Source organism: Jingyaoa shaoxingensis, assembly GCF_014385005.1.
Lineage (GTDB): Bacteria > Bacillota > Clostridia > Lachnospirales > Lachnospiraceae > Marvinbryantia > Marvinbryantia shaoxingensis.
Genome location: NZ_JACRSZ010000004.1, coordinates 119,827 through 141,405, shown reverse-complemented (window position 1 = coordinate 141,405; position 21,579 = coordinate 119,827). Strand labels below are relative to the sequence as shown.

Annotated in this window: 17 protein-coding genes and 1 riboswitch; of the genes, 15 read left to right on the top strand and 2 right to left on the bottom strand. The window is 45.8% G+C overall.

What is annotated here, in order from left to right:
• The first annotated feature begins 31 nt into the window (after positions 1 to 31).
• The 7 genes from thiM to H8716_RS06075 all read left to right on the top strand — a co-directional run bounded on the left by thiM (position 32) and on the right by H8716_RS06075 (position 9,502).
• Positions 32 to 853 (top strand): hydroxyethylthiazole kinase, encoded by an 822-nt coding sequence (gene thiM / locus H8716_RS06105; RefSeq protein ID WP_249307687.1) that lies wholly within the window; start codon positions 32 to 34, stop codon positions 851 to 853.
• Positions 840 to 1,481, top strand: coding sequence for a thiamine phosphate synthase (gene thiE / locus H8716_RS06100; RefSeq protein WP_249307686.1), 642 nt, complete (start codon positions 840 to 842; stop codon positions 1,479 to 1,481). The genes thiM and thiE overlap by 14 nt, the downstream gene beginning before the upstream one ends.
• Positions 1,478 to 2,212 (top strand): HAD family hydrolase, encoded by a 735-nt coding sequence (locus H8716_RS06095; RefSeq protein ID WP_249307685.1) that lies wholly within the window; start codon positions 1,478 to 1,480, stop codon positions 2,210 to 2,212. The genes thiE and H8716_RS06095 overlap by 4 nt, the downstream gene beginning before the upstream one ends.
• Before the next feature lie 164 nt (positions 2,213 to 2,376).
• On the top strand, positions 2,377 to 3,189 hold the full coding sequence (gene thiD, locus H8716_RS06090) for a bifunctional hydroxymethylpyrimidine kinase/phosphomethylpyrimidine kinase (RefSeq protein ID WP_249307684.1): 813 nt from the start codon (positions 2,377 to 2,379) through the stop codon (positions 3,187 to 3,189).
• A 3-nt stretch (positions 3,190 to 3,192) separates the two neighbouring features.
• A complete protein-coding gene (cytX, locus tag H8716_RS06085) occupies positions 3,193 to 4,359 on the top strand; it encodes a putative hydroxymethylpyrimidine transporter CytX (RefSeq protein ID WP_249307683.1) in 1,167 nt (388 codons plus the stop codon).
• An 84-nt stretch (positions 4,360 to 4,443) separates the two neighbouring features.
• Positions 4,444 to 4,624, top strand: a riboswitch (cobalamin riboswitch).
• A gap of 144 nt (positions 4,625 to 4,768) precedes the next feature.
• The gene (locus H8716_RS06080) at positions 4,769 to 8,116 is read left to right on the top strand and encodes a sirohydrochlorin cobaltochelatase (RefSeq protein ID WP_249307682.1); all 3,348 of its coding nucleotides are present in this window, start codon (positions 4,769 to 4,771) and stop codon (positions 8,114 to 8,116) included.
• Positions 8,117 to 8,266: 150 nt separating this feature from the next.
• Positions 8,267 to 9,502, top strand: a complete 1,236-nt coding sequence (locus H8716_RS06075) for a CapA family protein (protein WP_249307681.1) — start codon at positions 8,267 to 8,269, stop codon at positions 9,500 to 9,502.
• Positions 9,503 to 9,613: 111 nt separating this feature from the next.
• On the opposite strand, the gene H8716_RS06070 is transcribed toward H8716_RS06075, so the two are convergent.
• Positions 9,614 to 10,993: an aldehyde dehydrogenase gene (locus tag H8716_RS06070; protein ID WP_249307680.1), complete on the bottom strand. Its 1,380-nt coding sequence runs from the start codon at positions 10,991 to 10,993 to the stop codon at positions 9,614 to 9,616.
• A gap of 3 nt (positions 10,994 to 10,996) precedes the next feature.
• Positions 10,997 to 12,229, bottom strand: a complete 1,233-nt coding sequence (locus H8716_RS06065) for an iron-containing alcohol dehydrogenase (protein WP_249307679.1) — start codon at positions 12,227 to 12,229, stop codon at positions 10,997 to 10,999.
• 523 nt (positions 12,230 to 12,752) lie between these two features.
• Here H8716_RS06065 and H8716_RS06060 point away from each other — a divergent pair.
• The 8 genes from H8716_RS06060 (at position 12,753) to H8716_RS17825 (ending at position 21,573) form a co-directional block, all read left to right on the top strand.
• On the top strand, positions 12,753 to 13,328 hold the full coding sequence (locus H8716_RS06060; protein ID WP_249307678.1) for a thymidine kinase: 576 nt from the start codon (positions 12,753 to 12,755) through the stop codon (positions 13,326 to 13,328).
• A 297-nt stretch (positions 13,329 to 13,625) separates the two neighbouring features.
• Complete coding sequence (locus H8716_RS06055) at positions 13,626 to 14,441, top strand: methyltetrahydrofolate cobalamin methyltransferase (protein WP_249307677.1); 816 nt, start codon at positions 13,626 to 13,628, stop codon at positions 14,439 to 14,441.
• Positions 14,442 to 14,529: 88 nt separating this feature from the next.
• The gene (locus tag H8716_RS06050; protein ID WP_249307676.1) at positions 14,530 to 15,165 is read left to right on the top strand and encodes a corrinoid protein; all 636 of its coding nucleotides are present in this window, start codon (positions 14,530 to 14,532) and stop codon (positions 15,163 to 15,165) included.
• A gap of 236 nt (positions 15,166 to 15,401) precedes the next feature.
• Entirely contained in the window at positions 15,402 to 17,126 is a 1,725-nt protein-coding gene (locus H8716_RS06045; RefSeq protein ID WP_249307675.1) for an ASKHA domain-containing protein, read from the top strand.
• A 2-nt stretch (positions 17,127 to 17,128) separates the two neighbouring features.
• Positions 17,129 to 17,668 carry a DUF2284 domain-containing protein gene (locus H8716_RS06040; protein WP_249307674.1) on the top strand — a complete coding sequence of 180 codons (540 nt, stop codon included), beginning with the start codon at positions 17,129 to 17,131 and terminating at the stop codon, positions 17,666 to 17,668.
• A 26-nt stretch (positions 17,669 to 17,694) separates the two neighbouring features.
• Positions 17,695 to 18,354: a cobalamin B12-binding domain-containing protein gene (locus H8716_RS06035; protein WP_249307673.1), complete on the top strand. Its 660-nt coding sequence runs from the start codon at positions 17,695 to 17,697 to the stop codon at positions 18,352 to 18,354.
• Positions 18,351 to 19,904 carry a PucR family transcriptional regulator gene (locus tag H8716_RS06030; protein WP_249307672.1) on the top strand — a complete coding sequence of 518 codons (1,554 nt, stop codon included), beginning with the start codon at positions 18,351 to 18,353 and terminating at the stop codon, positions 19,902 to 19,904. Before H8716_RS06035 ends, H8716_RS06030 begins: the two co-directional genes overlap by 4 nt.
• Positions 19,905 to 20,334: 430 nt before the next feature.
• Positions 20,335 to 21,573, top strand: a complete 1,239-nt coding sequence (locus H8716_RS17825; RefSeq protein WP_408610885.1) for an ABC transporter substrate-binding protein — start codon at positions 20,335 to 20,337, stop codon at positions 21,571 to 21,573.
• Positions 21,574 to 21,579: the final 6 nt, after the last annotated feature.

Here is a 21,579-nt window from a genome sequence, read left to right as displayed (position 1 = left end):
AAGATGCAGGGATCAAAAAAGGAGGAATACAATGTTAGGAGAATGTTTAAAAAACGTCAGAAAACAGGTGCCGCTGGTGCATAATATCACAAATTATGTAACCGTTAATGATGTGGCCAATGTGCTTCTGGCATGTGGAGGAAGTCCGATTATGTCAGATGAACCAAAGGATGTGGAAGATATTACTACCATCTGCGGGGGATTGAATATTAATATTGGTACCTTAAATGAACGTAGCATAGAAGGAATGTTTCTTGCAGGAAGGCGTGCAAAAGAACTGGGACATCCGATTCTTCTGGATCCGGTAGGAGCCGGTGCATCAAAGCTTCGTACAGAAACAGCACTGAAACTGATGAAAGAACTGCATCCGACGGTAATCCGTGGCAATATCTCTGAGATCAAGACACTGGCATCTGGAAGTGGCACCACAAAAGGGGTAGATGCAGATGTGGCAGATGCAGTAACCGAGGAGAATCTGGAATCCGCGGTGGATTTTGTGAAAACGTTTGCTAAAAAAAGCGGCTCTATTGTTGCTATTACCGGGGCAATCGACCTGGTCAGTGATGGAGAAACATGCTTTGTTATCCGCAATGGAAGAGCGGAGATGGGGAAAATCACCGGAACCGGATGTCAGTTGTCTGGCATGATGACGGCATATATTACAGCAAATCCGGATAAGCGTCTGGAAGCCGCCGCTGCAGCAGTCTGTGTGATGGGGCTTGCCGGAGAGATTGGATGGAGTCATATGCAGGAATGGGAAGGCAATTCTACCTATCGTAATCGTATTATTGATGCTATTTATCAGATGGATGAAGCAATTCTGGATGAGGGGGCAAAATATGAACGTCGATAAAAAAGATTTGTTATTATATGCAGTCACAGACCGCCACTGGTTAAATGGACGTACACTGTATTCTGTAGTAAAAGAAAGTCTGGACGGTGGAGTGACATTTTTGCAGCTCAGAGAAAAAGAACTGGATGAGGCACATTTCCTGGAGGAAGCAAAGGAACTGCAGAAGTTATGTAAGGAATACAAGGTTCCTTTTATTATTAACGATAATGTGGACATTGCACTTGCCATGAATGCAGACGGGGTTCATGTAGGACAGAGTGATATGGAGGCCGGAGATGTCCGGGAAAAACTGGGACCGGATAAGATCATCGGCGTATCTGCACAGACTGTGGAACAGGCACTTCTGGCAGAAAAGCACGGGGCAGATTATCTTGGGGTCGGCGCAGTATTTCCAACCGGATCAAAAGCAGATGCAGTAGAAGTTCCACATGAGACGGTGAAAGCCATCTGTGAAGCAGTATCAATTCCGGTCATTGCAATCGGAGGGATTACGCAGGAAAATGTAAAAGAGCTTGCCGGAAGCGGCATCTGTGGCATTGCAGTGATCAGTGCTGTCTATGCACAGAAAAATATCAAAAAGGCTGCGGAAGATTTGAAGGAAGCAACAAAGAGGATGGTGGAAGCATGATCCGGGGGGCTGTCTTTGATCTGGATGGTGTTTTGCTGGACTCCATGGCTGTCTGGAATGACCTGGGAGCAAGGTATCTGTTAAAACAAGGCATACAGCCACAGTCAGGGCTGCGTGACATTCTGTTTTCCATGAGTATGGAACAGGGTGCAGAATACATGAAAGAACAGTACCTTCTGAACAAAACGTCAAAAGAGATACTGGATGGTATTCAGGAGATGCTGCAGGACTTTTATTTTTATGAGGTCCGGGCAAAAGAGGGAGCAAAAGAGTTACTGAATTTTTTACATGAAAAGGGAATTCCCATGACGGCAGCAACCTCCAGCCCAAGAGAGCATGTAACACGTGCCTTGAAGAGAAACGGGCTTTATGATTTCCTGAAAAAGGTTGATACCACAAGCGAAGTGGGAGAAAGTAAGCATTCACCGCTGATCTACAGACTGGCGTCAGAATCTATGGGAACCAAACCGGAAGAAACTCTGGTTTTTGAAGATTCCCTGTATGCACTTCGGACTGCCAGGCAGGCTGGTTTCCGGGCTGTAGGAGTATACGACAGTGAAGGAGAAACCAACCAGGCAGGCGTAAAGGAGACCGGAGAAGTGTATCTGAAAAACTTAATGGAATTTCCTGCGTATTTTGAAAAATTGAACGCAGATAAGCATTCCCCCGCTTCAAGTGCGCGGAGCACTAAGCAGTGGGTGAGGGGGGATGCTTATGTCAGTGGGAGTTGAAAGCTCCCACTGACAGATCGCGAAGCGACTGCGTTCATGAGCAAGTAGCGAAGCGGATTGCGAATGTCCGCTTTACTTCCTAATAAAACACGTGGAAATCAGCGGCAGATTGGGGGCACCACCTTCTGTCGCAATAGAAAACGTATGCGAAAAGGAGAAGAATTATGAGAAGAACCGCATTAACGATCGCCGGAAGTGATTCCAGCGGAGGCGCCGGTATCCAGGCAGATATCAAGACAATGATGGCAAATGGCGTGTATGCCATGAGCGCAATCACGGCTCTGACTGCTCAGAATACGACCGGCGTGACAGCAATTTTGAATGCAACACCAGAATTTTTAGGACAGGAGCTGGACAGTGTCTTTACAGACATCTTCCCGGATGCAGTAAAAATCGGTATGGTATCAGAACGTGAACTGATTTGTGTAATTGCAGAAAAATTAAAACAATATCAGGCGAAAAATATCGTTGTGGATCCGGTAATGGTAGCCACCAGTGGTGCCAGACTGATCAGCGAAGATGCAATTGACACACTGAAACAGGAACTTTTTCCGCTGGCAGCCGTACTGACACCAAATATTCCGGAGGCAGAAGAACTGACCGGTATGCACATTGAACATGCAGATGATATGATTGCTGCGGCAAAAAAGATCGCAGAACAGTATCACTGCGCCGTACTCTGTAAAGGCGGACATCAGTTAAATGATGCCAATGACCTGTTGTACTTTGATGACCACTACCAGTGGTTCTGTGGAAAACGCATTAATAATCCGAATACGCACGGAACAGGATGTACCCTGTCTTCTGCCATTGCTTCCAATCTGGCAAAAGGGTATAATCTGGAGACATCGGTAGAACGTGCCAAAGATTATATTTCCGGCGCACTGGCAGCCATGTTGGATCTGGGAGCCGGAAGCGGTCCGATGGATCATGGATTTGCCATTATAAATAAGTACACACAGGAAGAGGAGGACTAGCAGATGGAACGGCGTACCTCTTTAGTGGAAAACGGACTGATCTGGTTTGGGGCCGGAGTGTCTATAGCAGAAATCTTAACCGGAACTTATTTTTCTTCTCTTGGATTTGGAAGGGGACTTGCGGCCATTCTGATCGGTCATGTGATCGGATGCCTGATGCTGTTTCTGGCAGGTGTGATCGGTGGAAAGAGCCGATTAAGTGCCATGGAGACAGTTAAAAGTAGTTTTGGAAATCTGGGTGGTCTGGTATTTGCTTTTTTAAATGTGTTGCAGCTGGTAGGCTGGACTGCCATTATGATCTATGATGGAGCACTGGCGGCAGACGGCATCTTTTCCGCAGGCAGATGGATCTGGTGCCTGGTAATTGGCGCACTGATTATCCTGTGGATTGTGATCGGAATTACCAACCTTGGTAAGATCAATACCATTGCCATGGGACTTCTCTTCCTGCTGACTCTGGTTCTTTGTAAAGTAATCTTTTTTGACGGAAATGTGATGACAGCCGCAGCGGATGACAGTATGTCTTTTGGTGCAGCAGTAGAGCTGGCTGTAGCAATGCCTCTTTCCTGGCTTCCACTGATCAGTGATTATACCAGAGAGGCAAAAGAACCGGTAAAAGCGACGGCAGTCAGTGCCATTGTATATGGACTGGTAAGCTGTTGGATGTATGTAATCGGAATGGGTGCAGCAATCTTTACAGGAGAATCGGATATTGCACAGATTCTGCTGAAGGCAGGCTTAAGCATTGTGGGTCTGTTGATTATTGTATTTTCTACAGTAACTACCACATTCCTGGATGCATATTCTGCAGGAATTTCCAGTGAATCCATTGTATCTACCATAAAAGGAAAATATGCAGCCATTGCAGTAACGGTAATCGGAACACTGGGAGCAATTTTGTTCCCGATGGATGACATTACAGACTTTCTGTATCTGATCGGTTCTGTATTTGCACCGATGATTGCGATACAGATTGCAGACTTTTTCATTCTTCACAGAGATAAAAGAGAAGACAGCTTTGACTGGAGAAATCTGATTATCTGGGCAGCAGGATTTATTCTGTATCGTGCATTGATGCACATCGATCTTCCGGTGGGAAATACCCTGCCAGATATGGTGATCACCTCAGCGATATGTGTAATTGTTGGAAAGATTGGTAAAAAGAAATAAGATAGTTATTTCATAGTCAATAGCTCTTGCATAGCAAAAATGAGTGTGCTATACTCAACCTTAGATGCAAGAGAGCAATACAATTACATAAGTAAAACAAAAGGTGTCAGACAAATCAGTCTGCTGAAAAGAGAAACAGGTGTGAATCCTGTGCGAACTCGTCACCGTATTTTGAGAGCAAAAGCTGATAACCACTGGGAAACTGGGAAGGGGCCGGAGCGTCGGATCAATAAGTCGGGAGAACTGCCTTTTGTTGTACGGGAACAATATGTTCCATGTCACGAGGAATTGGCAGTACATATGAACAGGATGAGAAACAGAGAAGTTGTATTTTCAGAGAGTGTTCACCTCGTGGTGGATACTCTCTGTTTTAATTTTATGCGTTATATACGCAAGGAGGAAGATTCTTATGAAGAGAAAAATGGCAGTGGTACTTTCTGCAGCAATGGTAGCGTCATTACTGACTGGATGCGGCGGCAGCACAACAAAGACTACAGAGGCTGAGACAAAGGCTGCAACGGAAGCAACCACAGAGGCGAAGACGGAAGCAGAGACAACAGAGGCAGCCAGCGAGGAGGCAACCACAGAAGCAGCATCCGAAGCAGAGACAACAGAGGCAGCCAGCGAGGAAGCAACCACAGAAGCAGCATCTGAAGCAGAGACAACAGAGGCAGCCAGCGAAGAAGCAACCACGGAAGCAGCATCTGAGGCAGAGACAACAGAGGTAGCCAGTGAAGAGGCAACAGAAAAAGCAGTTGCAGTGGCTGCAAGTACTGCATCCGAAGAAGAAACCACAGAAGCAGCCAGTGAAGCAGCAGATGACGATCAGGCGAAGGCTGACGAAGTGGCAGACCTGATTGATGCCATTTATGTTCAGGAAAGAACAGATGATACAGACGAACAGTGCAAGGTAGCCAAGGAAGCATGGGATGCCCTGACAGATGAGCAGAAGGAACTGGTAGAAGGTGAGAATGCAGATCCTGACTATTTCGGAAGAGATACCGGGGATGCCAGCAAGGATGATCCTCTGAACGGAGACGAGATCGGTGAAAACGAACTGCTGGTAGTCAGCTTCGGTACATCCTTCAATGACAGCCGTACAGCAGATATCGGAGGAATTGAAAAGGCTCTTGCAGCAGCATACCCAGACTGGTCAGTAAGAAGAGCTTTCACAGCACAGATTATCATCAACCATGTGGAAGCAAGGGATGATGAATACATCGACAATATGCAGCAGGCACTGGACCGTGCAGTAGAAAACGGAGTGAAGAACCTGGTTGTACAGCCGACTCACCTGATGCATGGCGCAGAATACGATGAATTAAAAGAAGCAGTAGACGAATACGCAGACAAGTTTGATTCTGTAGAGATCGCAGAGCCACTTCTGGGCGAAGTGGGAGCTGATGCAGAAGCAGTCAACGATGATAAGGAAAAAGTAGCAGAATCCATTACAGCAGCAGCCGTAGCAGAAGCAGGCTATGATGACCTGGAAGCAGCCAAGGAAGACGGAACCGCATTCGTATTCATGGGCCACGGAACATCCCATACTGCAAAGATAAGCTACAGCCAGATGCAGACCCAGATGAATGACCTTGGATATGACAATGTCTTTATCGGAACCGTAGAAGGCGAGCCGGAAGAGACCGCATGCGAAGCAGTTATTGAAGCAGTAAAAGAAGCAGGCTACAAGAAAGTAGTTCTTCGTCCACTGATGGTAGTGGCAGGTGATCATGCGAACAACGATATGGCAGGGGATGATGAAGATTCCTGGAAGAGTCAGTTTGAAGCAAGCGGAGCATTTGACAGCATAGACTGCCAGATCGCAGGACTGGGAGAGATCGCAGATATCCAGCAGATCTATGTAGACCATACCGCAGCAGCCATTGATGAGATCGGTGGAGAAGAAGCTGAATCAGAAGCAGCATCCGAAGAGGAGACTACAGAAGCAGCATCTGAAGAAGAAACGACAGAAGCAGCATCTGAAGAAGAGACTACAGAAGCTGTTTCCGAAGAAGCAACAGAAGTGACAGAGGAAGCCAGCGAGGCAGCATCCGAAGAAGAAACCACAGAAGCAGCCAGTGAAGCAGCAGATGACGATCAGGCGAAGGCTGACGAAGTGGCAGACCTGATTGATGCCATTTATGTTCAGGAAAGAACAGATAATACAGACGAACAGTGCAAGGCAGCCAAGGAAGCATGGGATGCCCTGACAGATGAGCAGAAGGAACTGGTAGAAGGTGAGAATGCAGATCCTGACTATTTCGGAAGAGATACCGGGGATGCCAGCAAGGATGATCCTCTGAACGGAGACGAGATCGGTGAAAACGAACTGCTGGTAGTCAGCTTCGGTACATCCTTCAATGACAGCCGTACAGCAGATATCGGAGGAATTGAAAAGGCTCTCGCAGCAGCATACCCAGACTGGTCAGTAAGAAGAGCTTTCACAGCACAGATTATCATTAACCATGTGGAAGCAAGGGATGATGAATACATCGACAACATGCAGCAGGCACTGGACCGTGCAGTAGAAAACGGAGTGAAGAACCTGGTTGTACAGCCGACTCACCTGATGCATGGCGCAGAATACGATGAATTAAAAGAAGCAGTAGACGAATACGCAGACAAGTTTGATTCTGTAGAGATCGCAGAGCCACTTCTGGGCGAAGTGGGAGCTGACGCAGAAGCAGTCAACGATGATAAGGAAAAAGTAGCAGAATCCATCACAGCAGCAGCCGTAGCAGAAGCAGGCTATGATGACCTGGAAGCAGCCAAGGAAGACGGAACCGCATTCGTATTCATGGGCCACGGAACATCCCACACTGCAAAGATAAGCTACAGCCAGATGCAGACCCAGATGAATGACCTTGGATATGACAATGTCTTTATCGGAACCGTAGAAGGCGAACCGGAAGAGACCGCATGCGAAGCAGTTATTGAAGCAGTAAAAGAAGCAGGCTACAAGAAAGTAGTCCTTCGTCCACTGATGGTAGTGGCAGGTGATCATGCGAACAACGATATGGCAGGGGATGATGAAGATTCCTGGAAGAGTCAGTTTGAAGCAAGCGGAGCATTTGACAGCATAGACTGCCAGATCGCAGGACTGGGAGAGATCGCAGATATCCAGCAGATCTATGTAGACCATACCGCAGCAGCCATTGATGAGATCGGTGGAACAGAAGAAGCCGAATCAGAGGAAGCTACCGAGGCAGCAAGCGAAGAAGAAACCACAGAGGCTGTTACCGAAGCAGCATCTGAAGAAGAAACCACAGAGGCTGTTACCGAGGCAGCATCTGAAGAAGAAACTACAGAGGCTGTTACCGAAGCAACATCTGAGGAAGAAACCACAGAAGCAGCAACGGAAAAAAAAACTGATTCAGCAGCAGTAGAGTTAGAAGATGGTACCTACACAGCAGATTTTGATACAGACAGCAGCATGTTCCATGCTAATGAAGCGTGCGACGGAAAAGGTACATTAACGGTAAAAGACGGTGAAATGACTTTCCATGTAAGTCTGGCATCCAAGAACATTGTTAATCTGTTTGTAGGAACTGCTGAAGATGCACAGAAAGACGGTGCACAGCTTCTTGAGCCGACTACAGATGAGGTTACCTACAGCGACGGTACAACAGAAGAAGTATATGGCTTTGATATTCCTGTCCCAGGTGTAGATGAAGAATTCGATCTGGCACTTCTTGGAACAAAGGGTACCTGGTATGATCATGTAGTCAGCATTTCCAATCCGGAGAAAACAGAATAAGGGTCTTGACATCTGTATTTGATATGATACGATAAGAGATACAAAGACGCGCAGACGCAGAGTTCAGTTTTGAACTCTGCGTCTTTTTGCGTTGGGGTAACGGGGAGTCAATGGGGATGGAGTGAATGACTTTGGGGAGAAGTGAAAATTATGATACATAATATTTGGAAAAAACTTACAGGACAGGAGCACCTGTATCGCATGGAGCGCAGCCTGCAGAAAAAGATGCTGAAATGTGAGAATGAGAAACAGTGGGAGAAACTAAACCAACGCAGGAAAAAAATACGGCGGCAGAGACATCGTATACAGACTAGGTGCAGAATGATGGCAGTGGCGGGGATCATATTATTGACGGCAGGAACGGTAAAATTGGGGATGGAAGCATTTATCGGCAATACAGAGAGTCAGAAGAAAAAGCCAAATGACGGAATGGAATCTGTCATAGAGTCTGAAACGGATACAGCGGGCGAACCTGCAGAGATTCTGTTGTCATTTACCGGTGATTGTATTCTTGGTACAGATGAATTTTTTGCCTGGGATACTGGGCTTCCGGCTTATTATAACTTGTACGGTCCAGAGTATTTCCTGAAAAATGTGAGGAGTATATTTGAAGAAGATGATCTGACCATTGTAAATATGGAAGGAACATTAACAGAAGAAACCACCCGTGTGGACAAGCAGTTTGCATTTAAAGGAGATCCGGAATATGTTAAAATCCTGACGTCTTCATCTGTAGAAGCAGCAAATGTAGCGAATAATCACAGTCACGATTATGGGGAAAAAAGCTTTCAGGATACGGCGCAGACGCTGGAAGAAAACGGAATCAAAACTTTTGGATATGATGATGTGGCAGTTCTGGAAGTAAAAGGTATACGCGTGGGGATGTTTGGAATTTATGAACTGGATGATCATCTGGAGCGGATCCCGCAGGTCAAACAGGATATTGCAAAACTAAAAGATCAGAATGTGGATATCATTGTTGCGGTATTTCACTGGAGCAATGAACTGGTGACAGTACCGGATGAGAATCAGGTGACACTGGCACATCTGGCCATTGATGAAGGCGCAGATGTAGTAGTGGGACATCACCCACATGTGGTACAGGGCATTGATGAATATAAAGGGAAAATGATTGCCTATAGTCTGGGAAACTTCTGTTTTGGAGGCAATACACATCCTACAGAGATGGACACCTTTATTTTTCAGCAGAAGTTTATTCTGGATGGAAAAAGAAATATCACGGGCAGCGAATATAAAGTCATCCCATGCCGGGTATCGTCTGAAACCACTTACAATAATTATCAGCCAACACCACTGGCGGGGGAAGAAGCCAAAGAAACAATGGATAAAATAGAAGAACGCAGTCAGGAAATTAATAATGGGTAGGATTGTGGGAGTGCACGGCACGAAACAATCCGCAGGTATCATAGTTGTGGGCTTTTGACCCTAACATATATATGGGAATTGCCGAAAAAAGCAATCCCCATAAATGGTGTATCATTTTAGGAAAATGTGGATAAGTTTATTATGAACAGAACGGTATGGCTGGTATCTCATTGGCAGATCCAGCCATGTTTTTTTGTCTACGATGCTCTTATAATGGCTGAATGTGTCAAATCCGTCTTTACCATGATAAGCCCCCATACCGCTTTCTCCGAATCCGCCAAATCCCATTTCACTGGTGGCAAGATGGATAATGGTATCGTTGATGCATCCACCGCCGAATCCACAGCGGGAAGTGACTTTTTGGGCAACTGTCTGGTCAGAGGTGAACAGGTACAGAGCCAGAGGATGAGGCATGGATTGGATCTGGCTGACAGCTTCGTCCAGTGTCCGGTAAGTCAGAACCGGAAGAACCGGACCGAAGATCTCCTGTCCCATAATGGCATCCTGGAAAGTTACCTGATCCATGACAGTCGGCGTAATCTGCAGACGTTCCGGGCTGGTTTCCCCGCCAACTATAATTTTGGCAGGATCGATCAGACTGCAGATACGCTGAAAATGTTTTTCGTTGATGATTTTTCCATAATTTTTGTTATGCAGAGGATCTTTTCCGAACTGCTTCCGAATCTGGCGGCTGATTTCTTTTAGCAGAGCATCTTTAATGGATGCATCACAGTAGATATAATCCGGTGCTACACAGGTTTGTCCACAGTTCAGATATTTCCCAAATACAATTCTTCTGGCGGCCAGCTTCAGATTGGCGCTTTTTTCCACAATACAAGGGCTCTTCCCACCCAGTTCCAGCGTAACCGGTGTCAGATGTTCAGCAGCTTTTCGCATCACTTCTTTTCCGACGGACTGGCTTCCGGTAAAGAAAATATAATCAAATTTTTCACCAAGAAGACAGGTATTTTCAGCCCGTCCGCCGGTGATGACAGAGACATATTCCGGGGCAAAGCATTCGCTGATCATACGGTAAATCACTGCGCTGGTATGCGGAGAATAAGCACTTGGCTTGATGACAGCCGTATTACCTGCAGCAATGGCGTCCACCAGTGGCTCGATGGTCAGCAGAAACGGATAGTTCCACGGACTCATGATCAGCACTACACCATGAGGGGAAGGCTTGCGATAACTTCTGGAATGGAATTGGGCCAGAGGTGTGTGAACTCTTTTTTCTTTTGCAAATGAGCGTATATGCTTTAACATATAGGTGATTTCACTTAAAGTCAGACCAGTCTCACACATGTAGCTTTCAAACTCACTTTTTCCCAGATCTTTCTGAATGGCAGCGTGGATCTCGGATTCATATTTTAAAATGAAAGATTTTAATTTTTGCAGGGACTGGATGCGAAATTCCACATCCAGCGTATTGCCGGTAAGAAAAAAGTTACGCTGTCCATCAACAATACAGCGAATTTCCTGTTCAGTCATACATCATACCTCCTGATTTGTTGCGGTATCTTCGTGTTTTTCCATTAAAAGATAATAGAACTGTTCCAGTTGTTTTGCATCCATGAGGACAGGCACCGGATAAAGTGGATTTCCCTCCTTTTCCGCATAGGCAGCCAGTTTTGGAATATCTTCTTCCCTGATCTGAGGGATAGTATCACCGATGGCGAACCGTTTTTTCATATTTTTGATGGCCTGAATAAACTGCGTAGCAGCCTGATTATCCGGTGTATCTTCGTCGGCAACACCGGCGGCGATGGCCAGTTGATGAAGCTTGTTATCAATAGTATGTCCATATGCTTCCAGCACAAACGGAAGCAGAACGGCGTTGGCCAGTCCGTGGGGCACATTGTATTCTCCGCCCAGAGAATGTGCTACGGCATGCACATATCCCACATAAGATTTAGAAAAAGCGCATCCTGCGGAAAATGCAGCCAGCAGCATATTTTTCCGGGCTTCCAGATCAGAACCATCCGTATAGGCACGGTCAATATTTTCAAAAATCATTTTTACAGCAAAAAGAGCATCCGCTCTGGTGCCGGCAGTGGTGGAGTTACCAATATAGGCTTCCACTGCATGGGTCAGAGCATCCATGCCGGTAGTGGCAGTCAGAGATGGCGGCAGGCTGGCAGTTACCTTTGGATCCAGCACAGCAACCCGCGGAATCAGTGGAAAATCATTAATTGGGTACTTGTGCCGTGACTCGGCATCTGTAATGACAGCGGCCAGTGTAGTTTCGCTTCCGGTACCGGCAGTGGTAGGAATGGCAATAAGAAGAGGCAGTTTTTTATGTACCTTCAAAATGCCCTTCATTTTTTCCAGAGACTGGTGCGGTTTGGCGACTCTTGCGCCTACCGCTTTTGCACAGTCGATGCTGGAACCACCGCCAAAGCCAATGATTGCGTTGCAGTCATATTCGTAGTAAAGGGCAAGGGCTTCATTTACATTCGTTGTGGTAGGGTTTGCCACTGTGCCATCGTAGATCACATAAGGAATAAAATGCTGGTCCAGAGTATCTTCCAGACGTGTAATCAGACCATGACTGATAATACCGGTATCCGTGATAATCAGAACATGGTCACATTTCTTCTTTTCCAGAATCTGTGGAATACCGTAAACAGAGTGGATAATCTCAGGTTTGCGGTAAGGCAGAAAAGGAAGGGCTGCTTTCAGGACAGCCTGAAATGACCTGCAATAGGCTTTTTTCAATGGATTCATAATTACATATTCTCCTCAAAACTTTTAAAATCGAAACTTTTTATGTTAAAAATATACGCTCAGGAGATATGGTTTGTCAATGTACCGATTGGTATGGTGAAATTATCATTGACAAAATGAGAAGTCAAATTTATAATATACTTAACGAGACAGCCGGAAGGTGATTGTGACTCACCCGACCTGGCGATAAATTTAGCTAAGAATAGCCGTCCTTTACTTTGAGATGAACAGGACGGCTATTTCTTATGTGTATAAGTTAAAATTGCAACGATAAGCAATGTAGTAGTAAGTATAATTTGCAATTCTTCGTAAGTACTCATAATAATCACCCTTTCTGTGAGACTCAGATAGAGTAAGAGCACGTCCCCCGGCTGCCCGGTTAAATATAGTATTTTAATGATTATACAACATAATATTAAATGATAGCAACAAAAAGATTATAATAAGAGCGGTAATATGGGATTACAATCTGACTGACTCTGTGCTATGATAGAACAAGTAAATAAAAGAGATGGAGAATGTTATGGCGAAATTATATTTTCGGCATGGTGCTATGGGAAGTTCCAAGACAGCCAATGCCCTGATGGTAGTATACAATTATTATGAAAGAGGAAAAAACGCTCTTCTGGTGAAGCCTCAGCTGGATACCAGGGATGAAGGTGTGGTGCGCAGTCGTATGGGGCTGGAGCAGAAGTGTAAGTATGTGGAAGATTTGGTGAAGATGACAGATGAAGAATTGCGCAGGTATGACTGTGTAGTTGTGGATGAGGCACAGTTCTGTAAGAAATCAGATATTGAATTCTTTGAACATATTGTGGATGATCTGAGCATTCCTGTGATTTGCTATGGATTACGCACAGACTTCCGGAGGGAACCGTTTGAGGGAAGTATGTGGCTTCTGGCATGGGCAGATGTGATTGAAGAACTGAAGACAGTCTGCTGGTGTGGAGACGGGGCAAGCTGCAACACCCGATTTAATGAGAAGGGAGAGATCATCCGGGAAGGCGCGCAGGTATTCCTGGGAGCCAATGATGATTACGTGGCACTCTGTCGGAGACATTACAAGGCAGGAAACCTGGGACCAAAACTGCGCAGGTAAAATATATCAGATGTGAAATGACTCCCACCTCTGTAGGTGGAGAGCAACAAATCAGTATCAGTGGTGGGAGTCAATCCCCCATCTGATATAGTCTCCGACAGGATTGCAGAATGAGAAACAGCCGGAATACGCGATATTCCGGCTGTTAAATATTTATCATTCATTAGGTATTATTGACATCCTACAAAGTGTATGAAAATGTGGAAAAATATGACAGAAAACGTGGCTTGAAAACAAAATTTATTTTGCTAAAATGACAATATAACAAATCAAGAGGTTGTATTGGAGGAGAGCAAAATGATCGTAATTGGTGAGAAGATTAATGGTTCTATCCCATCTGTAGCAGAAGCAATTGCAAAAAGAGATGCGGATTTCATTAAACAGAGAGCAATCGCTCAGACAGAAGCAGGAGCAACATTTATTGACTGCTGTGCATCTGTACCGGAAGCTGAAGAAGTTGAAACATTAAAATGGATGATCGACTGCATTCAGGAAGTGACAGATCTTCCAATTTCTGTAGACAGCCCTAGCCCGGATGTACTGGTAGAAGCATATAAGTTCTGTAACAAACCTGGTATTTTCAACTCTGTATCAGGTGAAGGTGACAAGATTGACAAGATTTTCCCTGAGATGGTAAAACCTGGCAATGAAAAATGGCAGGTAATCGCACTGCTTAGTGATGACACAGGTATTCCTAAGTGTGCAGCAGACCGTCTGAAGGTATTTGATAAGATTATGGCAAAAGCAAAAGAATATGGCATTGCACCGAACCGTATTCACATTGATCCACTGGTTGAGATGCTTTGCACATCCGAAGATGGAATTGCCATGAATATTGAAGTTATTTCCACAATCCGTAAGCAGTATCCAACGATTCATATTACAGCAGCAGTAAGTAATATTTCCTTCAACTTACCGGTTCGTAAACTGGTAAACTATGGATTTACAGTACTGGCTATGAATTATGGACTGGACAGTGGAATTCTGGATCCGTGTAACAGAGACATGATGGGTCTGATCTACGCAACAGAAGCACTGCTTGGACAAGATGATTACTGCATGGAATACATTACAGCTTACAGAGAAGGCCGTATCGGACCGGTTAAAAAATAAAACTTACGAATGAAAAAGTTTGCGGAAACTTTTCATAAAATAAAAACAACAATAACACACCCGAAAACTATATTAGGAGGTATGAATCATGGGATCAATTAACGAAGTAGCTGAATTAGTAGAAAAAGGTAAAGCAAAACTGGTAGGTGCAGCAGTACAGGACGCTCTGGATTCCGGATGTGATCCTACAGAGATTCTGAACAAAGGCATGATCGATGCAATGGCAGTTGTCGGTGAAAAATTCAAAAACGGAGAAATCTTCGTTCCGGAAATGCTGGTTGCAGCACGTGCAATGAAAAAAGGCGTAGAAGTTCTGAAACCACACCTTTCCTCAGGAGCAACAGGATCTAACGGTAAACTGATCCTTGCTACTGTAGCAGGTGACCTTCACGATATCGGAAAGAACCTGGTAGGTATGATGATCGAATCTGCCGGTTTCGAAGTAATCGACCTTGGCGTAGATGTTCCTGCAGCTAAGATTATCGAATGCTACAGAGAAAATCCAGATACAAAGATCATCGCACTTTCTGCACTGTTGACAACAACAATGCCATCTCTGAAAGATACTGTAGCAGCAATCGCAGCAGAAGACTTCAGAAAAGATGTTAAAATCATGGTTGGCGGAGCTCCTATTACACAGGAATTCGCTGATGAAATCGGTGCTGACGGATACTCAGAAGATGCAGCTTCAGCAGCAGCACTTGCTAAGAGCCTGGTAGCATAATCGATTACTACATAAGGAAATGCCATACGGACAGAAGAACTTTTTGACTGTATGCTGTCTGCCATAACCAAGGGACGGGACACCGGATCAGAGATGGTCCGATGTCCCGTCTTTTTGTTTTCTTATCTTAATCACATTGTAGAAAAGGCATATTTTTGCTATAATAAAAATAATTGGGGACTGTGCCGTCAGTTGCGAATGAAGAGTAACACAGTAGGTCTGACAGGAGGTACAATATGGGAGTAATTACGTTTATCAGAGAGAAAAAATGTATTGAGGTGCCGGATGGAACCACCATACTGGAAGCAGAGATACAGGCTGGGTTTTGCCCGGATGCGCCATGCGGAGGCCAGGGAAAATGCGGAAAATGCCTGGTAAAGATGGGACATCAGATTGTGAAGGCATGCCAGATGAAGGTGCAGGGTGAGATCGAAGTAGACACCCTGATTTCAGATCAGAAGCATGCGATTCTGACGGAAGGACTGAATCGTCCGGTGGCGTTTAAACCCGGACTTTTTGTACATAAGATCCGGCTGGAAAAGGCAGAGCCGGGAGATAACCGTTCTGACTGGGAACGTCTGGTAACAGAAATAAGGGAAGCATCCGGACTGGAGATGCCGGAAGTGAAGGTGAATATACCACTTGCAGGTTCTCTGTATGAAAGGCGAAAAGAAGAAGAATTCTGGTATGCCATCCATACCAGAGATGCAGTTCTGGATCTGAAAAAGGCAAAACCAGATGTCTATATGGCAGCTTTTGATATTGGAACCACCACAGTGGTCGGATATCTGCTTAGTGCGGAGAATGGAAAAGTATGCGCAATAGAGAGCAGTATGAATCCACAGGCACAGTACGGTGCAGATGTGATTATGCGGGCTAATTATGCGCTGGAGCATGGAACGGAAGTACTCAGTAACTGTATACAGGGGGCAGTTAATGAGCTTCTGCAGAAGCTGGCTGCCAGGGTAAAGGCACAGCCGGATGCGATCTGTCAGGTTAGCATTGTAGGAAATACCTGTATGCATCACCTGTTTCTTGGTATTTCACCGGGATCACTGGTACATGCGCCGTATAATCCTGCATGCAGCGAAAGACTGACTCTGCGGGCTGCAGATTATGGACTGCACATTCACCCACAGGCACAGCTTCTGATGCTGCCGGATATTGCCGGATATGTAGGTGCGGATACCTGTGGCTGTCTGCTGGCACTGCGTCAGGATCTGAAAAGCGAGATTTCTCTGATGATTGATATCGGAACCAACGGAGAGATGGTTCTGGGCAATAAGGATAAGCTGGCAACCTGCTCCACAGCGGCAGGTCCGGCGTTTGAAGGTGCCAAGATCGAATGTGGCATGCGCGGAGCAGCAGGAGCTGTGGATCATGTGGCATTTGAAGATGGTGAATGGAAGTATACGACAGTCGGCAATGTGCCGGCAGTGGGACTGTGCGGCTCCGGTCTGATTGATCTGGTGGCACAGTTGTATAAGGCAGGTCTGATCGATGAGATGGGACATCTGGAGAGTGGTCAGGAAAGGTCAGATATCTTTGTACTGGTTCCACCGGAAAAAGCAGGGGATGACAGAGGCGTATACCTGACACAGAAAGATGTGCGGGAAGTGCAGCTTGCCAAGGCAGCTATTGCAGCAGGCATACAGCTTTTGATGAAGGAACTGGGAATCCGGGAGAAGGACATTCAGAAGGTCTACATAGCAGGAGCATTTGGCAACTATATGAATCCGGCAAGTGCATGTGCTATCGGACTGTTGCCGCCGGAACTGGAACAACGGGTAGAACCGGTAGGGAATGCAGCAGGAGAAGGCGCTAAGATTGCCTTGCTGAATGTAGATGAACTGGAAGCAACAGATAGTATGGTAAAAGGCATCTGTTTCCTGGAGCTGGCGGCATCCGCAGAATTTCAGGATACATTTGTAGATGAACTGGCATTTCCGGAGGAGGACTAAACATGATTGATTATGAAGAACTGGAAATAGAAGGTATGCAGCATGGATTTACGCATGTTGCACCCCTTGACTGTAAAACGGTTGAACTGATGCCGGAAGTGAGGGCAATGTGTGAGCAGAATACCTGTCACAGATATGGAAAATGCTGGAGCTGCCCGCCGGGATGCGGAAGTCTGGAAGAATGTCAGAAGATCATCGACCAGTATCAGCATGGAATTATTGTACAGACAGTGGGAGAACTGGAGGATGAACTGGACGGAGAGACCATGATGGAGACAGAGGCACTCCACAAAAAGCATTTTCTGGAACTGGAAAAAGAACTGCGAAAGAAATATCCGAAGATGCGACCAATCAGTGCGGGAAGCTGTGTGAAGTGCAAGGTCTGTACTTATCCGGATGCCCCGTGCCGTTTTCCGGACGAGGCATTTGCATCCATGGAAGCATACGGAATGCTGGTGACACAGGTCTGTAAGGCGAATCATATGGAATATTACTATGGTCCATGTACCATAGCTTATACAAGCTGTTTTTTACTGGAATAAGAAAAGCAAGGAGATACGCAGCATAGATGAACGCAATTTTGGAGCAGATACAGAAGGCAATTGAACAGGGGCACTCTCAGGAGACCATTGAGCTGGTCAGATCCGCAATCAGAGACGGCGTAACAGCGAAAGAGATTGTGGAAGAAGGTATGTTTCCTGCCATGAAAGTCATGACAGAAGGATATAAGAATGGGGACGGAGATATTCCCAGGATCCTGACTACAGCGCGGTGTATCCGCAAAGGATTTGACATTATAGAGCAGGAAAGCGAAGGTTACCGGCAGAAAAAGATCGGCAAGGTGATCCTGGGAACTGTAGAAGGAGATCTTCATGATCTGGGGAAGAATCTGGTAGGTCTGATGTTTCGCAGTTCCGGGTTTGAGGTAGTGGATCTGGGAGTGGATATCTCAGAGAAGCAGTTTCTGAAAGCCATCAAAGAGAATCCGGATGTTTCGATTGTATGTCTGTCCTCTCTTTTAAATACATCTGTACAGGAAATGGCGCAGGTGGTAAAAAAGCTGCGAAGGAATCCGAACCGAACCTACAAGATTCTGGTAGGAGGCGGTGCAGTAACCAGAGAACTTGCCGAGAAAATGGGTGCAGATGCCTATACAGAAACGGCTGCAGACTGTGCAATGCTGGCAAAGAAACTGGTAGAAGAAAGTACAGAGGAGGCGAAAAAGTGAAGCTGTCAAGTGCATATCTGGCAGAACGTCTGCGGGAACGGTATGATGTCCTGACATGTGAAAATATATCCGGAGAAGATGCGTATTTCAGACCTTTTCTGCAGACAAGAGATGTGGCACCGGCAAGGGGGCGCGTTTGTATTGTTACAGGAACTTATCTGAAGCAGAGACAGAGTACCATACAAGTACAGAAAGCAAAGTATAACTGGGATGATGTGCTGGTGATCCTGACAGAGTCAGATCAGACAGAAGAATTTCGCAAGGAACTAAGCGGACCTTATATTATGCTCAATCCCAACATATCGGCTTCCGATGTGATCAATACGGTGCAGAGGATTTTTGACCGGTGCGATGACTGGGTGGAACAGTTGAATGCGCTGGTCCTGCGCAGCGGATCCATACAGAGGGCACTGAAATTGTCTGCAGATATGGTAGGCAACCCGCTGGTAGTCATGGGAATTGATTTTACTCTGACAGCAGAGAGTAAGGGGAACAACCCGAATCAGGGCGTTCGGCTGTTCAATGATGAGATGGTTAATCTGGAATATATGAATGCCTATATTCAGGATGAGACGTATAAGAAGTCTCTTGAGTCAGAGGTGCCGATGCTTTTGCCTGCCTTTATTAACGGATGCCGGATGATCAGCATGAACCTGTGGACAAAAGGAGAACCGACTCACCGAGTGGTAGTACTGGAGACGCAGAAAAAGCTGACGGAAGGTGATAAATGCCTGGTGGCGCAGCTGGCGTCTTATCTGGAATATATCATTCTGCATGAACCTTCATTCCAGGAAAAAGATGATCTGGATGATGTATGCAGGCTGATTGTAACGGACAGGACTGCAGATTACCTGACCATGAGCAATCGTCTTGCTGCTCTGGGATGGAGTCCGAGACAGGATTATCTGTGTCTGGTTCTTCAGACAGCAGGCGGGGACAAAGAACATACCACAGGTACAATCTGCAAGTATCTGAAGAAGCAGTTTCCACATTCCAGCAGCTTTCAGGTTCGTCAGGAGATCATCTGCTTTTTCAATTTGTCGAAGACCGGACAGACGGTGGAGGAGATCGAGACAGAACTGATCTATTTTATCCGGGACAGTTATCTGAAGGCTGGATACAGCCGGAGTATGACCGGCCATATGAATCTGCGCAGACAATATCTGCAGGCGAAGATTGCACTGGAAGTGGGCAGCAGGAAAAAACCATATGTATGGATCCACAGATTTGACCAGATGGTGCTGCCATATCTGATGGAGCAGACAACGAAAGAACTTCCGGCGACCATGGTGTGCCATGAGAATCTGCTGGAATTAAAGAAGCTGGATGAGAACCATCATTCTGAATACATGTTGACGCTTCGGACGTATCTGGAACAGAACCTGAATGCAACGCAGACAGCCAATGAACTGTTTATTCACAGAAGTACATTCTTATATCGACTGGAGAAGATTAAATCTGTATTACAGTCCACTCTGGAAGACCCGGATGAGATATTCTATCTGAATCTATCTCTGAGGCTTCTGGAAATGGAAGAAAAAGAAGTATAAAAAAGAACGGAAAAGGACAGTGGGGAATATGAAAAAATATCGCAGTATTGTAATTGCTGCCACACTTTGTATGGCGGGTGCCATGCAGATCACAGGGTTTGCCGCTGAGAGTGTGCAGACTGAAGTGACCACGGAACAGCAGGAGAAGGGAGCAGTAACAGCGCAGCAGCTGGGACTGTCTGATGGAAATTACGCCGCAGAAGGCAGTCTGGAAGGCGGAAGCGGAAGAGCATCGATCACATCGCCGGTTTCCCTTACCATAAAAGAAGGGAAAATAACAGCATCTATAGAATTCAGCAGTCCTTATTACGACTATATGATCGTGGACGGTGAAAAATATGAACCGGTGAATACAGATGGCAATTCTACATTTGAGATTCCGGTTGCCGGATTTGACACAGCAATTCCGGTGACGGCAGATACGGTTGCCATGAGTGAACCCCATGAGATTGAGTATACAATTACCCTGGATGCAGCTACCGTAAAAGAAGCGGGAGAGGCGGATGCCGGAAGCAAGGCAGCAGAAACGGATACTGACAATGTGGAAGCATCATCTTCCGAACAGACAGATGCAGTGGAAGAACCCGTTTCACAGGATGAAAAACTGGAACATGAGATCCCTGAGATAGCGGGACTGACTTATGATCACAGCATGGATCTGGAATATGCGACGCAGTTTGCTGTGGATTATTATAACGACGGATATAAACTGGTGACCATTGCCCAGGAGGGTGAATATCTGGTAGTACCGGAAGGTGCAGAGGTGCCAGAAGGACTGGACAGTGAGATTACCATTTTGCAGCAGCCACTGGATCATATTTATCTGGTGGCCACTTCTGCCATGGATCTGTTTCGGGCAATAGACGGGATTGACTACATTACGCTGTCCGGCACGAATGCAGACGGATGGTATGTGGAAGAAGCAAAAGAAGCCCTGGAGAATGGCAGTATCACTTATGCCGGAAAATACAGTGCTCCGGATTACGAACTGATTGTATCCAGCGGCTGTGATCTGGCAATAGAATCTACAATGATCTATCATTCCCCGGAAGTAAGGGAAAAACTGGAAGAATTCGGCATTCCGGTTCTGGTGGAACATTCCAGTTATGAGAGTGATCCCCTGGGAAGAATGGAATGGCTGAAGCTATACGCGGCGCTCCTGAATAAAGAGACAGAAGCAGAAGAATATTTTAACAGCCAGACGGATCTGCTGGCCGATGTACTGGGAGCGGAAAATACCGGAAAAACAGTGGCATTTTTCTCCATTAATTCCAATGGGTATGTGACCGTACGAAAGAGCGGAGATTATATATCCAAGATGATTGAACTTGCAGGCGGAAAGTATATATTCCAGGATCTGGGAGATGACAATGCGTTATCTACCATGAACATGCAGATGGAAGAATTCTACGCAGGGGCCAAAGATGCAGATTATATTATCTATAACAGTGCCATAGAGACAGAACTCCATTCTCTGGATGAGCTTCTGGCAAAGAGCAGTCTGCTGGCAGATTTTAAGGCAGTAAAGGATGGCAATGTCTGGTGTACCCAGAAAAGCCTGTTTCAGGAAACAACCGGTATTGCTACGATGATTTCCGATATGCATACTATGCTGACCAGTGAGGGGCCGGATCTGTCACAGTTAACCTATATGTACCGTTTATCATAAATATGA